The sequence below is a fragment of the Dyadobacter luteus genome (genome assembly GCF_003383615.1).
Taxonomy (GTDB): domain Bacteria; phylum Bacteroidota; class Bacteroidia; order Cytophagales; family Spirosomataceae; genus Dyadobacter; species Dyadobacter luteus.
The window spans coordinates 118,177-133,994 of sequence record NZ_QNUL01000015.1 but is presented as its reverse complement, the minus strand read 5'-3'; the positions used below and the strand labels follow the sequence as shown (position 1 = coordinate 133,994).

General features: G+C 44.0%; 14 protein-coding genes. 3 read left to right on the top strand and 11 right to left on the bottom strand.

Going from position 1 to position 15,818, the window contains the following annotated elements:
• The first annotated feature begins 3 nt into the window (after positions 1-3).
• Positions 4-1,821, top strand: coding sequence for a RagB/SusD family nutrient uptake outer membrane protein (locus tag DSL64_RS17960; protein WP_115832304.1), 1,818 nt, complete (start codon positions 4-6; stop codon positions 1,819-1,821).
• Positions 1,822-1,927: 106 nt separating this feature from the next.
• Here the strand turns inward: DSL64_RS17960 and DSL64_RS17955 are convergent, their stop codons facing one another.
• From DSL64_RS17955 to DSL64_RS17925, 7 genes are all read right to left on the bottom strand, one after another.
• Positions 1,928-2,524 (bottom strand): 2'-5' RNA ligase family protein, encoded by a 597-nt coding sequence (locus DSL64_RS17955; RefSeq protein WP_115832303.1) that lies wholly within the window; start codon positions 2,522-2,524, stop codon positions 1,928-1,930.
• A gap of 3 nt (positions 2,525-2,527) precedes the next feature.
• Positions 2,528-3,043 carry a DinB family protein gene (locus DSL64_RS17950; protein WP_115832302.1) on the bottom strand — a complete coding sequence of 172 codons (516 nt, stop codon included), beginning with the start codon at positions 3,041-3,043 and terminating at the stop codon, positions 2,528-2,530.
• A 57-nt stretch (positions 3,044-3,100) separates the two neighbouring features.
• A complete protein-coding gene (locus DSL64_RS17945; RefSeq protein WP_115832301.1) occupies positions 3,101-3,808 on the bottom strand; it encodes an AAA family ATPase in 708 nt (235 codons plus the stop codon).
• A gap of 51 nt (positions 3,809-3,859) precedes the next feature.
• A complete protein-coding gene (locus DSL64_RS17940; RefSeq protein ID WP_115832300.1) occupies positions 3,860-4,588 on the bottom strand; it encodes a YggS family pyridoxal phosphate-dependent enzyme in 729 nt (242 codons plus the stop codon).
• 392 nt (positions 4,589-4,980) lie between these two features.
• Positions 4,981-5,379, bottom strand: coding sequence for a DUF1398 domain-containing protein (locus tag DSL64_RS17935; RefSeq protein WP_115832299.1), 399 nt, complete (start codon positions 5,377-5,379; stop codon positions 4,981-4,983).
• A gap of 257 nt (positions 5,380-5,636) precedes the next feature.
• Positions 5,637-6,503 carry a pirin family protein gene (locus DSL64_RS17930; protein WP_115832298.1) on the bottom strand — a complete coding sequence of 289 codons (867 nt, stop codon included), beginning with the start codon at positions 6,501-6,503 and terminating at the stop codon, positions 5,637-5,639.
• A gap of 58 nt (positions 6,504-6,561) precedes the next feature.
• Entirely contained in the window at positions 6,562-6,939 is a 378-nt protein-coding gene (locus DSL64_RS17925; protein ID WP_115832297.1) for a DoxX family protein, read from the bottom strand.
• A gap of 85 nt (positions 6,940-7,024) precedes the next feature.
• Here DSL64_RS17925 and DSL64_RS17920 point away from each other — a divergent pair, with 85 nt between their 5' ends.
• A complete protein-coding gene (locus DSL64_RS17920) occupies positions 7,025-7,366 on the top strand; it encodes a winged helix-turn-helix transcriptional regulator (RefSeq protein WP_115832296.1) in 342 nt (113 codons plus the stop codon).
• A 35-nt stretch (positions 7,367-7,401) separates the two neighbouring features.
• On the opposite strand, the gene DSL64_RS17915 is transcribed toward DSL64_RS17920, so the two are convergent.
• Positions 7,402-7,806: a DoxX family protein gene (locus tag DSL64_RS17915; RefSeq protein WP_115832295.1), complete on the bottom strand. Its 405-nt coding sequence runs from the start codon at positions 7,804-7,806 to the stop codon at positions 7,402-7,404.
• 227 nt (positions 7,807-8,033) lie between these two features.
• On the opposite strand from DSL64_RS17915, the gene DSL64_RS17910 reads away from it, so the two are divergent.
• Positions 8,034-9,026, top strand: coding sequence for an SGNH/GDSL hydrolase family protein (locus tag DSL64_RS17910; RefSeq protein ID WP_229217131.1), 993 nt, complete (start codon positions 8,034-8,036; stop codon positions 9,024-9,026).
• A gap of 92 nt (positions 9,027-9,118) precedes the next feature.
• Here the strand turns inward: DSL64_RS17910 and DSL64_RS17905 are convergent, their stop codons facing one another.
• The 3 genes from DSL64_RS17905 to DSL64_RS17895 form a co-directional block, all read right to left on the bottom strand.
• Entirely contained in the window at positions 9,119-10,681 is a 1,563-nt protein-coding gene (locus DSL64_RS17905) for a glycoside hydrolase (RefSeq protein ID WP_115832294.1), read from the bottom strand.
• A gap of 63 nt (positions 10,682-10,744) precedes the next feature.
• On the bottom strand, positions 10,745-12,427 hold the full coding sequence (locus DSL64_RS17900) for a RagB/SusD family nutrient uptake outer membrane protein (RefSeq protein WP_115832293.1): 1,683 nt from the start codon (positions 12,425-12,427) through the stop codon (positions 10,745-10,747).
• Positions 12,428-12,441: 14 nt separating this feature from the next.
• Positions 12,442-15,573 carry a SusC/RagA family TonB-linked outer membrane protein gene (locus DSL64_RS17895; RefSeq protein ID WP_115832292.1) on the bottom strand — a complete coding sequence of 1,044 codons (3,132 nt, stop codon included), beginning with the start codon at positions 15,571-15,573 and terminating at the stop codon, positions 12,442-12,444.
• Positions 15,574-15,818: the final 245 nt, after the last annotated feature.

The following is a 15,818-nucleotide window of genomic DNA, read 5'->3' as shown; positions in this document are numbered from 1 at the left end:
AATATGAAAGTTGCGATAAACTACTTCAAAATATTGGGTTTGAGTCTGTTGATGCTCACCCTGTCTGTTTCGTGTGATACGGATGAATTTCTTGAAAATGTCAACAAGTCGAACCTCACGGACGCCACACAATGGGAGTCGGAGCCGAACGCAGATGTATTTCTGAATGACATTTACAGCGAAATTCCAAACAAGGTAAATCAGACTGAAACGCTGGATTATTATACTGACGATTATAACATCAGTCATTACTATACAGCTTCCAACTGGCGCATCGGGGTTTGTATTGTGCCGTCTTCCAGTACCGATAACCCATGGGGAGGAACTCAGGGACCGACTTACGGTTACACCTGGCAAAATTTCTTTGTCAAAATCCGGAAATGCAATACTTTTTTACAAAAGCTGGAAGAAAACAAAGGCAATTTCTCCGAGGCTTATTTTAAGAAACGCATCGACGAGGTTCGCTTTATCAGAGCATTTTTCTACAGCGAGTTTTTTGTTCAGATGGGAGGTCTTCCGATTATTACCAAGCAGCTGGATCGTAACACGATGAGCCCTGAGGAATTGCAGCAGCCACGTAAAACTTTCCAGGAAACTTTTGATTTTATAGTTTCTGAACTGGATGCGGTAGTGAAAAACGGTAACCTCGCTATCAAATATGCTAAAAGCGACCGGGAAGCAGGACGAGCGACGCTGGGTGCGGCACTGGCATTGAAAGGATGGGTGGAGTTATTTGGAGCGAGTCCGCTTTTCAATACTGCCACACCGTATCTTCCAGACCCGAATAAGTTTGTTCATTTTGGGAATTATGATCCTGCACGTTGGGTAAAGGCGGCAGCTACGAATAAGGAGTTCATCGACAAATTTGGCAATGGTAAAAACTATAACCTGTTTGCTGATCTGAAGGATTTCTGGAGAGTAGCGAATGAATATAATTCTGAAGTGATCTGGGACAGGCAGGTCGTTGCCAATGTTTCAGGAATGGGAGGAAACTATGAAGGTCGCGGCGGTGTCACTTATGTGTTGGGCGAGTACCGTACCTGGGGTAACTACAATCCTACGCAGGAACTGGTGGATCAGTTTGCGATGGCAAACGGAAAAGCGATTACAGATCCTACTTCAGGATATAATCCTCAGAAACCATATGTAAATCGTGAAAAACGCTTCTACGACTTCATTGTGTATGACGGTGCTCCTTACAAACTGGATTGGATGCCAAGAGCAGATACGATTTATACCCGTATTGATCTGACTTACCCGAACCCTGACCGTACAAATCAGATTGACCTCGCCGGAAAGACTGACGTTGGTGACTCAGGCTATTACCAGAAGAAAAGAATCAATCCTGATGCGGCACCCGGAACGGATGCAAGTGGACAAAACTATGTGTTTCTACGTTATGCGGAGGTTTTGCTGAATTACGCTGAAGCTCAGAATGAAGCTGTGGGACCGGATGCATCTGTATATGATGCGATCAACAAGGTACGTCAGCGTTCTGAAATTGCAGCGCTTCCTGCCGGACTTACAAAAGATCAGATGCGTGCTGCTATTGCAAGAGAAAGAAGAGTTGAGTTCTGCTTTGAAGACAAACGTTTCCTGGACACGAAGCGTCTCGCCCAGACTGCGCAGGTAATGGGCAAAGCGCGTCACAATATGGTGATTCGTAACTCTGTTCCTTCCAACAACTCAGGTGTGTGGGTTTACAGCATTGAGCCGGAAGTGAAGTACACTGTGAAGTTCGAACCGAAACAATACATGAATCCGATCCCTCAAAATGTGTTGGATCAGAACTCGGGGATTAAGCAGAATCCGGGGTATTAAGAATTAAGAATTAAGAATTAAGAATTAGGAATTAAGAATGAGAAGTGGGGGTAAGGGGTTGGTAACTCTTTACTCTTCATTTTTCATTTTAAATTCTTAATTCCCTTCAAAATAACCTCGTCTGTTCTCCCTCCATATAGTCCCGGCCCAGTAATTCAATGGTGTCAAGGATATCGAACTGCCCTCTTTGTTCGTTGAATTTTCTGATTACAAAGTACTTACAAAAGAACGATTCGCTGAAATCCGTAGGAGTGACGTCATAGCAAACAGCGACCTCTTTTTCGGTTAGCTCGCGCGCCAGTGTCATGTGTGGTGTTTTTTTGACAACCATTTTCCAGCTGTCAATGTACTTACGCCTCACCGACTTGTCGAAAAGGCTACCTATTTTCTGGCAACGTTCAATGATTGCATCTGATGAATCGTCATCCGGTTTTACAAAAAATGTACAATTTTTCTTAGCTATAAAATCTCCATATCCGGCGAAGCCCAGCTGAAAAGGAGTAATCACAGCCAAAACCTTTTTAAACTCTGCCAGTATATTAAGATAGTTCTTTTCCTGAGCTTCAAATGAAAGTAGCGTAATGTGCGGAAGTGCGTTATAACTTCCGAAGTTTCTGTTCAGTCCTTCCCTGATCGTGTTTTTCATATTTCCTGAAAGCCGCATGATGTGCGGATCAGGATTTATCGCCAATGCATATACCATATTTTATTCTTCTTCTGCTCTGAACACCCAACCTGATGAACGATTCGTTGTTTGTCTTAATAACATGTTTACCTGCCCAGCATGATGTTGTACATGCCGCATGTTGTAAATGAGAATTTCCAAAACTGAATAATCCATTTCTCCTCCTTCTTCGATCCATCTCTCGCTTATCAGCTGGTCGGTCAGGTTGTGAATTGCCGAATGGCATTTCGCCGTTATATCTTGCAAATAATCAATTGTCTCACTTTTAGTATAAATCCTGTCGGGCACCATGTCCCCCAAAACGCCGGTCGGGATATCTTCTTTATCCATGAATGTGAAAGGAAGAGTTGATACAAATTCAGAAGGAGAAGGGATTGTGAGATAATAGTCGGTCAAAATGAGGGTATGGTAAACGGTATAGAAAAACTTTTTATCCGTATCCCACAAGGTTTCCGGCCAAAGGTTAATGGCGTTTTCGATCATTTGAAGGGATGCTCCGAATTGTTGCCAGAGGGCATCCTTTATTGTTTCCAGCATAGTGCAAGTGCGTTTTGAGATTCCCGGATAGGATCTGCTGCAAATTCTGATCCAGCGTCAGTCAGCTTGTTCCAAATCCCGAATAATTCGTTTCTTTAATTCGGCATGAACATAATCCTTTACTTCAGCAAAGGAGGTGCCGTATTTACGTTCAATGTTTTGTAAATGAGGAGGAAAGGTTGAAAGCAGTTTGTCGTAATATTCATCCAGCCTGGCTTCATCGGGTAATTCAAATTTGAGGCGAAGCTGAAACCGGCGGATCAAAGCAATATCAATCAGGTCATAGTAATTTGTAGCACACACCAGAATCGCATGCTGAGGCAGGTAATCGATTTGTTGGATGATGGCATTCACAAGTCGCCTCATTTCTCCGACTTCTTTATCGTCGGTGCTTCGCATTTTACCGATCTGATCAAACTCATCCAGAAACAGTACCGCTTTGTCTCTTGCAGCTTTATCAAAAAGCCCTTTTATATTTCTGGAAGTTTCACCAATGCGCGAGTTCACCAGTGTACTCAGATCTACAATCACAATTTTTTTGCCGAGGGCAGTAGCGATGGCTTTGGCGGTAGTGGTCTTGCCACATCCGGAGTCGCCATAGAGCAGCACTTTATTACTTACCGGTAATTTGTATTGTTCAAGAACATCCAGATATCTGTGTTCCTTAATGATCTGAGTAAGCGCAGCTTTGTTGTCTGCACTGTGAAACACATCCTCCATCGCGACCTTCTCCTGGTCGTTGATGATGATTTCGAAAACATTCATTACACGTTGTAATTAATTAAACAGATTTAAACGGGCTGAAGTAACAACCGGTCAGGCTTCGTTTTCATTCCAAATTTCTTTTCCAAGGAAACGATTCCCAAACACAGCCGTACCGACGCGTACCATGTTGGATCCTTCTGCAATGGCCAATTCCAGATCCTGGGACATGCCCATGGATAAAGCCAGCGTGTCTATTCCGGGTATACGGGCTTCGAGTATTTGATCGCGCGTATGTCGTAGCAATGCCAGAGATGGTCGCATCTTCTCCTTTTCGACATCCAGTAATCCGATGGTCATCAGCCCTTTGATTTTGAGCGTATCGAATTTTTGGATTTCCTGAATAAAAGAAACTGCATGGCCAGGTTCAATCCCGAACTTGCTTTCCTCTCCGGAGGTGTTTACCTGAATAAATACGTCTATACTTCGACCTTCTTTCTGCAGGCGTCTGTCCAATTCTTCCGCTACAACAATACGATCCAGGGACTGAATACAGGTAGCATACTTAAGGACATCTTTAATTTTGTTGGTTTGCAAATGACCAATGAAATGTCTTTCAATCTTCAAGCCAGCCAGTCCGGCGTCTTTATCACGAAGTTCCTGCACTTTGTTTTCACCAATGATATAAGAACCGGCTTCTACGGCAATTCTGATTTTTTCGGCAGGAACCGTTTTAGTTGCCAGCAGCAGTTGCACGTCATCAGGATTTCTTCCGGCTTTCTCACAGGCCTGTGTAATTCTTTTCTGAACAGCTTTGAGATTAGAGAGAATATGATTTTCCATGTGCCGGTTATGGGTTTGGTTGAAGGGCACAAAGAAAGAGGTTTTATTGCTTAAAAATTATCGAATGCTGGTTGAAGTTGTTTTGTAGGGGGATTTGATTATTGGTAATGAAGTTCAGGAGTGCTCGTAGGGGATTATTGCTGTGCGCTGCACCTTGTGTGTATCGTTAGAATTAGGTTTTCTAAAAATATTACGGCGCTCTGCGCCTTATGTTCTGTTGGCGAAGGCGCAGAGCGCCGTAATACTTGTAGAGCAGCAAGCATAAGACGAAGAAACGACAGGTGCAGCGCACCGTAATAGAAGGCCGAAGGAATAGGGTTTGGATAGTAAAAAACCTCCCTGAATAAGGAGGTTTTCAATATTGACTCAACCAACATAGCTGCGGAAATGTCTTATTTAGCAACCGGAATCATTTCTTCCAAAATGTTATTTTCTTCTTTATCATAATAAATGCAGGTCATATCCTCTATAAGCACTATCCACTTTTCGATACCTGCCTCTGCACATTGTCTACAAAAGGTAAAATAATCCGTTTCTCCGCGCTGGTGCGCTTTCAGATTATTGATAAATCCTTCCTGATCCGTCTGGTCAGCGATGGAAAGCGTTTCATACTTGCTGTCTGAACTGATCCGGAAGTCGTCTGAACCATGATAATCCGTATGGCTATCAGACACCCAGGTGGTGAATGCTGTGACACCCAATGCTTTAATATCCTGAATGTATTGAGGAAAATCTGCGCCGGATTTAACTTTGGAGTGGGCGTCGGAAATGGCTTTGAGGGTAAATGTCATGTGTTTTATAAATTTATAATGTGCTTGTTTATCGTTCCGGATCACGTATTAGTCGTGCGAAAGTGAAAACGAATGACAAATTACAATATAATTATGTTTTGGTCAGCCATAGTTTTCGGTACCGGCAGTTTTCGGTTTCGGCGTAATCATCAGGTCAGGCGGCGTATTAAATTGTTCATTTTACTTCTGTCTCTGAATGGCAGGAACAGAAATTTTTTCAGCGACTTGCCTCTGATAAGTACACCAAATTATTTCTTCTATACCACCAGTTGATGTCTTAACTTTTGGCTGTCGGGCAGTGTATTCAGATGCGGCAATGCACCACGACGGTATGCCTGATACAGTCTTGCTATATCCTCTTGGGTATCACCGATGAACGGACCGTGACTGACGATGGGTGCGTTTTGTGGTTTTCCTGCATAGAGGATAAAACGGGCAGAATGATCGCCGGTTTTGAAGCTGACTTCTGTGAGTTCATTGTCCGAAGGTTCCTCCAGCCATGCGGTCTGGCCTTCAGTTATTAGCTGGTCGCCGATAACAACAGAACCGTTTGTGACATATACAAATCCGTTATATCCGGCAGGCAGTTCCTGTTTCGCGGAAGTGTTCTTGTTCAGTTGAAAATCCACAAGCGTGAACGGAGTCTGGTTTTGCAAAGGTGAAGTAAGCCCTTGGCTGCTACCGCTATACACTCTGATCTCCATGTCATCATGCTTCACTGTCGGTACATTTTCGAGCAACAACTCCTGCCAGAAGGGCTGAGCCCATCTTTTTTCAGGTGGTAATATCAGCCATAGCTGCAGAATACGGACCTTGGTTTCTGCGGTAATCTCCTCTGTATGTACAATGCCACTTCCTGCGGTCATCACTTCGAGGCTACCCGTTTCCCAGCCCATTCCATTACCTTCCAGAATGAGGGTTACAGTTTCAAAACCGGCGTGAGGATGTGGACCGCCAGCGGGTTCACCACCTGGTAAATCCACCTGATCGTCCATCAGCAAAATGAAAGGGTCGTTCTGATCGAAACTTCTTCCGCCTATCACGGCAGTAGCTATGTGTCCTTTTCCTAAAAATCCGGGATGAGCAGGATTGTGCAGGATCTGATCTATTTTTCTGGTTTTCATGATTAAAATCTATTGGGATGAAGATGAATGTAAATAACGAGAGGGTTACAGATTGTAACTAAACAGCGGATGACGAGAACAAACGCTTATGAACTTCGGGAAACCTGACGGCAACTGTAATCCATAGAAGTACCTGTACGCCAACTGCCATCGCGATCGGTTGCTGATGTTGCAAATGTGTGACAATAGCTCCGCCCATGTAGGCAATCAGGAGAAGTGATCCCAGCAATCCTGTTCTCGGTATGATGAAAAGTAGCAATGAAATAATTTCAATAACGCCGATAGCCAGATAAGTCTGTGCATCAAATCCAATCCCCTTAGCTTGTTCTAAAGCTGTCGGATCCTGTGTCAGTTTCATAAACGCGCTCATTCCGAAAAGAAAAGTGAGGATGGCGGTGAGTACGTAGCCTATAATTTTAATTGTTTTTTGTGACATGGTTGTAATTTTTAATTGTTGATACAAAATTACGTCACTATGCTATACCTTTGTTACTTGTTACAAAAAGGATACCGATTACAAAATGGATACCATATTAACACATGAGGCCTGCAAAAGGTCACAACTTGCTGTGAGAGATACACTTGACGTCGTTGGAGGTAAATGGAAACTGGTATTGCTTACGGTGCTGCGGACCGGGAAGCGCCGTTTTCGGGAGCTGTCGCGGGAAGTGGGCATTACACCAAGGATTCTGTCTAAAGAATTACAGGAGCTGGAAATGAACGGTTTGGTGAGCCGTACGGTGTGTGAAACCAAACCTATTACTGTAGAATATGCACTGACGCCCTACAGCGAGACGCTTTCAGAGGTGCTGGATGCCATGCAAAGGTGGGGTGAGCAGCATAGAAAGAAAATTATCGTATAGCGGCATTTTGGCTCACTGCTATACGATAATCATGATCAGGATTTGCTTTCTTCCGGCTGATGGGTACTTCCTAATGCCCATGCTATGAGTGCGGGTTGAAAAAACAATCTCATCAGTCTTTTTCTGTTGGAGTCCAGGCCGAAAGCGTCTTTTTGGTTGACATACTGAGCAACGTTTCCGGGGAAAACGGCTGTGAAAAAAGTTGCGGCTATTTTCCCGATGAGTGGTCTGTGCTTCATTGGAGCAACGACTATGGCAGTACCAAGCAATATCTCGGCGACACCGGAATAAACTACTGTATCATCTTTGGGGATTGGAATGATTTCAGGAACCTGCGCCTGAAATTCTTTCCTCGCAAACGTGAGATGACCTATACCTGCAAATACCAAACCTGCTCCCAGCAGAATTCTTGTTGCGGTTCTTATATCTTCGGTTTTCATGATATGACAGTTTTTTGTCAGCTCCTGCACAAATATTGTTCCTCTAAATGTCGTTGTGTTTTAAGGCAGCATTGATGGGCGCTGGAAATTGAAAAATCCACACTTCCACACAGCTACGATTCGTGTAAAAATGCAACAAAATTGATTCTATTAATCGATAGAATATTCTCTATTTGTTTGGAACAATTATTGTGTTAAAAGCTATATACGTAGATTTATCAGATAGAATGTTTTCAGATCAGAATAAGCGATCATATCCTGCCGGCCATACGAGTCGCAGGGACTTCCTTCGCACCACAGGAGCGGTTGCACTAAGTAGTACTTTACTTTCCTCATGCAGCGGATTGCTGGATGATATTTTCCCTAATCGTAAGAATCGTGACAAAACCCTGGCGTTTATAGGGGATAGTCTTACCATTGGCGCTGGTGGGATACGTCCATACGGTAATATTGTCGGTCTGGCTTTCCCAGACCGTCCCATTGTGAGTGATGGCATTGTGGGACAGGTGGCTTCGAGTATTGCTGTCAGACAAGGCGGCCGCTCTTTGATTATTTCTATTGAAGGGAATAAATTGAATGGGATACAGCCGGTAACTATTACAAAACTGAATGACAAGTTTCTGAGCACAATCTCTAATAATCACGAATACAGCAGAACGGGAAAAATCAATGGTGTGAGCTGTACGATCCGTAGATTTTCAGGAGACAGATATACAATTACACCGGCGACTGTCAGCGTGATTGATGTACCCGAAGATTCGGAATTTCTTCTGGATGACGGGCCAAGGGTGAGATCAGCAACACAAATCCTCTGGTATGGCCGTAACAATATCGGAAGAGGGGTGGAGTCTGATATCATGCCTGCTTTGGAGGATTCGGTAGCTTACATCAATTCCCCGGCCAGGTACATTATCCTTGGAATTCTTCAGGGCACCAATGATAATCAGGGAACATCCAATTATAACCTCATTTCGGGGATTAATACTCGCCTGGCTGAGAAGTATGGTAAAAACTTTGTAGTGATGACGCCTCCTACTGACGAGGAAATGGCTGCCATAGAATATACCCCATCTGCTGCAGACCGGCAGGATCTGGAAAGGATGAATTTTCCGAGAGGCATGCGCAGCGATATTAATAATGACGATATTCACATGAACGACAAAGGATATCAGATTGTAGCGAACAGGGTTATTGCTAAAATTAAGGAGTTGAAGTATTAAAAGGAGAGTAAAATAAATGCTCCATCAGGAATTACCCTTAATTCAGATATTCTGTGATGGAGCATTACTGTAATACTAACTTGTGGTAGTAATTATTTCGCCGTCCCAATCAGCGTAACAATACTTCTCGGACTAACTTTCAAACCTGATGTCGCGGCTGTTATATCAAAAGGTTCCATATCAGCAGTTGCCGAAGTTTGATATCCCTTGGTAATAGTCAGGTTATTCTGTCCTGTTTTAATTACTACATCTCTGGTTTGTGTTCCGGAATTGATCAATACTGTTACCAGTTCACCGTTAGTATTTTTGTAGGATGAAATCAGCAGATCATTTTCTGGTTTGTTGGAAATAATCTCTGTTCTTACTGCACCCGGACGAACAAAACGGCTAAATTGGCCCAATGACCAAAGCATTTTGGAACTCTGAAAATTACCGTCTGTTTTGTTTTTATCAATGTAAATAAGACCGTCTTTGTAATCATAAGGAGAAATGGCGATCCACCAGTGCCATGCAGAAGCACCTGCATTTACCAGATCATTATGAATAACCTTGGCGACGTAAATCCCGGGATCTATACCCAGATCCTTCCCATTTCCGTTGATTTCTCCATCGTTATCACCAAGTATACAATACTCCGACATCCAGTATTTCAACCCTTCAACAGATTTCAACTTTTCAGCCAGTTTCGTCCTTTTTTCAGCCGCTGCCCGGAAAGGAGAGGTGGTGAAATAACTGTGTCCTGAAATGCTCCTGGAAAGGTTTGGAAGGTCGCCAACATAGTTCGGAGATGCTTTATCAAAAAACGCATAGATCTGATTCTGGCGATCCTGCTTATTAAATTCAGAATACAGGTAATCAATCTGTCCTGCTTCCGCAATATCAATTTTGGTAGGCAGCTTTTGGCTGATCAAAGCTGAACTCAGCGCTTTGGTAATTTGTGCAATTTCGTTGTTATAGAAAGGGGTTCCTTCCTGGCCGCCATCACTCCAATCCCATTGAGGTTCGTTCACAGGACTGATATGGTTAAATGTGATGCCGGTTTTGTTTTTTACACCTGAAATCACATCCGCCAGATAGTTGGCAAATTTGGGAAATTCAGAAGGAGCAAGGTTGCTTTTTCCGTTACTCGCATAACCTTTTTTGTTCACAGTAAACTGCACAGGAGGACTGTTCGGAAACGCCAGGAATTCATTCACACCACGTTCTTTGGCAGCATTCAGAAACCAAACCTGACCTGCTTGCTTGTTCCAGTCATACGAGCCATCATTGTTCAGGAAGGATTCTGCTCTGCGCCATTCGTCGCCGATCCCGCTTTGCGCACCCTGTTCGGCAGTGCCGGCACCGATGTTAAATCGCCATAACGACAAACCGATTCCTTTGGGTTGACCGTTCGCATCCGCTTCCTGACTAAATAATAAATCAGCAATAGCTTTGCGTTTTGCATCCGGCCAGTTTCCTACAAACTGCCCCGACCAGGCATCGGACGCCCCGAAGTGATCAATGGTTTGAAATGTGGCTGCCGGATTAACCGTAAGCGTAATCACATTATCGCTTTCCTGTTTTTTGACACCTGTTTCTGATCCTTTGCAAGCCAGAAAGAGCGATGTGAGACCGGCGAAGAAAAGTGCCCGGCTGGAGGTAGTGGTATTGGACATGGGTTAGGGGATAAAAAAAGCCCTTTTCCTGTTAGTGGGAAAAGGGCTTCGGTGAAGACTCAATTAGTAGCCCTGATTCTGGGTCAACTGATTATTGGAAGCCTGTATTTCCGCACGGGGAATTGGCAACCAGTATTGTTTCTCAACGAAACTTTTACCGGTAAGTGCTTCTTTTCTCGTGTATACATAGTTGGTTCCGCTCTTAGTGATCTCGATACCGTAAGCAGGTACGTTTTCTTTTACAGGAGCAGTTTTCCAACGGCGTACATCGTAGAAACGGTGTTCTTCAAATGCAAGCTCAATGCGTCTTTCGTTGTGGATACGCTCACGCATCTGTGCCTGTGTAAGTCCTGCCGGAAGTATTGGCATGTTTACACCTGTACGCTGTCTTACGGCATTAATGGCTGCATGCACAGTTGCATCAGGTCCCGATGCTTCGTTTTGTGCTTCTGCATAGTTCAGCAGAATTTCAGCATAACGGAAGTAAATCCAGGTTTGCGTTCCTGCTACATCCCATGGGTTGTCGATAGGCAGGTTGTCGTTCATGAATTTCTTCATGTAGTAACCAGTCTTCGAGGTGTTCCAGTTGGACGGACCATCTTTGCTATCCTTGCCACCCGGCGTGAAAGTTTCTATCGTGCTGTTACGGTACGTTGCTCCATTGTAAAGGATCGTTGCGTAGAAACGTGGATCACGGTTCAGGTATGGATTCTTTGCATCATAAGTTGTATTGGCATCTGTGATTCTGGTACCGTCCTTCATCTCGTAATCGTCTACAAGATTTTGAAGAGGTACATTACCACCCCATGCGTTGTAGCTGTTAGGACCGTTGGCAATCTCCAGACACACGTGGCGCGCACCGATTGCATAAAGACGTCCGAAGATGATCTCAGAATTGTCGTTACTCGTAAACAGATTTCCGTATCCACCTGTATAAAGCGTATACTTGTTCAAATCCATTACAGCTTTAGCCGCGGCTGCTGCCTGTGCCCAGGTTGCAGCATTATTGTAAAGCGGACTTGCTCCGTAAAGCAGAATTCTTGATTTCAATGCCATGGCAGCACCTTTTGTAGCACGGCCAAGCTTCCAGTTATTGTTGTCGTTAGATGCAGGAAGCAAAGCAATCGCTTCGTCAAGCTGAGCCGATACATAGTCGATACCAGCCTTGATATCCGAGCGCTTGAAAAGATCCGGGCTCGTAAGGTCATCGCTGATCTCAGTTACCTTGTCACCCATCAACACCACACTTCCGTAGTTACGGATCAGATCGTGGTAGCGGAATGCGCGCAGGAATTGTAATTCGCCTCTCAGACTTCTCTTTTTACCTTCACTCATCGGCACCTGTTCAAGGTTGGCCAATGCATAATTAATCTCACGAATGCTTCGGTAGCTTCTTCCCCACAAAGTACCTGCAATACCGGTGTTTTCAGGGGCAATTTGTCCACGTTGGATCAGCCAGGTATTGTCGTCATTGTTGTAAATGGACTCGTCTGTCAACGAAGACCACATCGCGTATTCAAAACCACGTCCGAAGCCAGGATTAGTTCCTTCAGCTTCTTTATCAGTAAGTCTTGTACCCATGTATCTGTTCAAAACATAGGCTTCGAACAAAACGGAGTCAGACAGAATGGATGCATCAGATACACGGTCGGTAGGAACCACATCCAGGAAATTCTCCTGGCAGGACACCATAAACAGCGATGCGGCAAGTGCGGATGAAACGGCTATTTTCTTTATATACTTCATTTTGATTCTTTCAATTAAAACTTAATGTTTAACCCAAGGTTCAGGATGCGCTGCTGAGGATAGAACTGGCCGCTTCCCTGGCTTCCTTCCGGATCGAAATCTTTCACGCCTGTAAGGGTGAACAGGTTGAAACCACTTGCATACACTCTCAGTGATTGGATTTTGATTTTCGACAAAGCATCTTTTGGCAACGTATAGCCAAATTCTACGTTTTTAAGACGAAGGAATGATGCGTTGTTCAACCAGAAATTGTTTTGGTTTAATCCACCATTGATCGACGAAGATGCACGGGTATCAGCACGTGGGTACGATCCGTCAGGGTTTGTAGGGCTCCATCTGTTATCTGCCCAGCTGCTGTAGAAGTTACCAACCTGGCCTGACTCAGGAAGTACGTACTGGCTAACCATGCCTTGTCCTGCGAAAACGATAGACATGTCAAATGCTTCGTAACCTCCGCTGAAAACAACACCGTAAGTAAGCAAAGGAATGTTGCCATATTTTGTTCTTACTTTATCATCAGCTGTGATTTGTCCATCTCCGTTGTAGTCTTCAAGGATCAAATCACCCAATTGTGCACCTTTCAAATGCGGGTAAGAGTCAAGTTGCTCTTGCGTACGGAAAATGCCAAGGTTGTTGTAAAGCAGGTAAGTATTCAGCTGGTTTCCTGTTTCTCTCTGGTGAGCCAGTGCGCCCGGAGCCTCATCTTTAAAGATGATTTTGCTTTTCGCATACGTTACGTTACCTGAGATGTTGTAACGGAATTTACCAGAGTGGTTGTAGCCCAATGTAGCTTCAAAACCGCTGTTGTTTACTTTTCCGATGTTTTCGCTTGGTACAAGAGGAGTATTGTCATTCGTTGGATGTGGATTCACAATACCAGATGTGTTTGGTATTGATGCGTTACGCGTCGCAAGAATGTCAGAGCGTTTCTGATCGAAGTAGATCAATTCGATATTGAAGTTTTTAAGGAACACTGCGTTCAAACCAATATCCAGTTTCTTCGATTTTTCCCAGGTAATGTTCGGGTTGGCCAGTTTCGTAAGGTCGATACCAGGAGTGATTACATTTGCACCTGTAACGTATTGGTTTACAAAAGTGTAATTGTTGTAGAACTGGAACTGACCTACGTTGTCATTACCCAATGAACCGTATGAAGCACGGAATTTCAAATCGTCGATGAAACGCACACTGCTTTTGAACCAGTCTTCTTCGGAGATACGGTAACCTGCAGAAACCGACGGGAAGAAACCATACTGCTTACCCTTAGGGAAGATAGAAGAACCATCTACACGCGCCTGCACTTCAGCCAGGTACTTCTCATTGTAATCGTAGGCGAATCTACCGATATAACTTTTTCTTGTGAAGTTAATGGTACTACCGCTGTTGTTTTTGTCCGTTGCTGCTGCACCACCCTGAGACAACTCAGGAGTTGATACTGTGGGGAAGTTGATACGGTTAGCGTCGAAAATGATCTCGTTTCTTTTGTTCTGCTCGTAAGCTACGAAAGTGTTGATGTTGTGCTTACCAATGCTTTTCAGGTAATTCAGACGAATGTGCTGAGTAAGGTTGGTAAGGTTTACCTGCTTCTGGTACAATGATGCTTTCCCTGCTGATCCACCTGTTACGGTTTGTGAATAAGAATCAGTTACGTCGTTGTAGCTATAAAGCGTGTAAGGAACAGCGAAAGTTTTGGTAAAGTTGAAAGATTTATCAACCGAATAAAAACCATCTACTGACAATCCCTGTACAAATGGCAGGTTGTAGCTTGCTCTCAGAATACCATTGAAAATAGAAGTCGGGTTATTGGTAGTTCCACCCATATCAGTTCCCAATACAGCCGGATTGCTGTTTTCAACCCCGGTCGAATAATTTCCGTTTGGATAACGGTCGATCAAAGTCGGGTACGCACGGTAGATGGAACGGAAAGTATTCTCAGCAGATGAAACCGGGAACATTCTGTTTTCCTGACGACCGTTCAGACCCAGGCTCACTTTGAAATCCTTTGTAACGTTGGCGTCGATATTCGAACGGAAGTTGTATTGCTTGTACTTCGTTGCGGAGTTTTTGTAAAGTGCATCCTGGTAAATAGTACCAAGAGATAAGTAATACTTCACGTTTTCAGTACCACCGTTAATACCCAGATTGTGCTGGTTTTGAAGCGCGAAATTCTTCAACGCTACTTTCTGCCAGTCTGTGTTCGGGTAGTTGATGGGGTCAGAACCATTTCTGAATTTTTCAATTTCTTCAGCTGAATAGAACTGATTCATGCCTCCCGCCGGATTGTTGTAGTAATCAATCTCGTTCATGATCGTTGCATACGTAGAAGCATCGGCCATGTTTGGCAAGCGGGTAGGAGAGGAGAAACCCTGGTTGAAGCTGTAAGAAATAACTGGCTTACCTGTAGTTCCGCGTTTGGTTGTTACAAGGATTACCCCGTTCGCAGCACGGCTACCGTATACGGCAGCAGATGCATCTTTCAGGATCGAGATACTTTCGATATCGTTTGGATCAAGACGGTCCAAACCACCAACCTGACCAGGAATACCATCAACTACAACCAATACGTCGTTGTTTCCTGTGGAAGCAGAACCACGAATGGTGTAAGAAGATCCGTCGTAACCTGGCTCGCCACCACGGTTATTGGCTACGAAACCAGAGAAACGTCCCGCCAATGAGTTGGAAACGTTGGGTTGCGGGCTCTTCACAATTTCAGAACCTTTCAGTTCGGAAACGGAACCGGTAAGTGTTGCTTTTTTCTGAACACCATAACCAACTACAACAAGCTCGTCAAGTGTTTTGTCGTTCGTCACCAGTTTTACATCGATCTGGCTGCGGTTGCCTACTGCGATTTCCTGCGCGATGTATCCAATATAAGTATACACAAGTGTACCGCTACCGTCAGGAAGGTTCAGTGTATAATTTCCATCCACATCCGTTGTAGTTCCGGTAGTGGTTCCTTTCAGTATTACACTGGCACCCGGAAGTGTCTCTCCGTTGTCGCCTGTTACCACTCCTTTTACCGACAAAGTTTGTCCGTAAGAGAAAGTAGAAAGCACCGAAAGCAGCATCAGGAGAAGCCCTGCCGCTTTTGTTTTTTCGTAAGACAGCCGAATGAATTCAGCATGTTTATGAAAACTTTTTTTCATACATGAATTAAGTTGATAGTTAAAATTTGGTCAGTTAGTCAGTCTTGGATTATCCTTGTTTTTTCAGCTCACAGTAATATTGATTCGTACAGAATAAGGCGAATCTTGAAATAATACCAAGTGCTGAAAGGGTTGGGGAGATTTATAAACTGATCGATCAAAAGTAGGATTATTTAAATGTTACGAAGAGGGGGTATTTTCATAATAAAGAGGGGGTAATTCAATAAAAATGCCCGATCCTATTA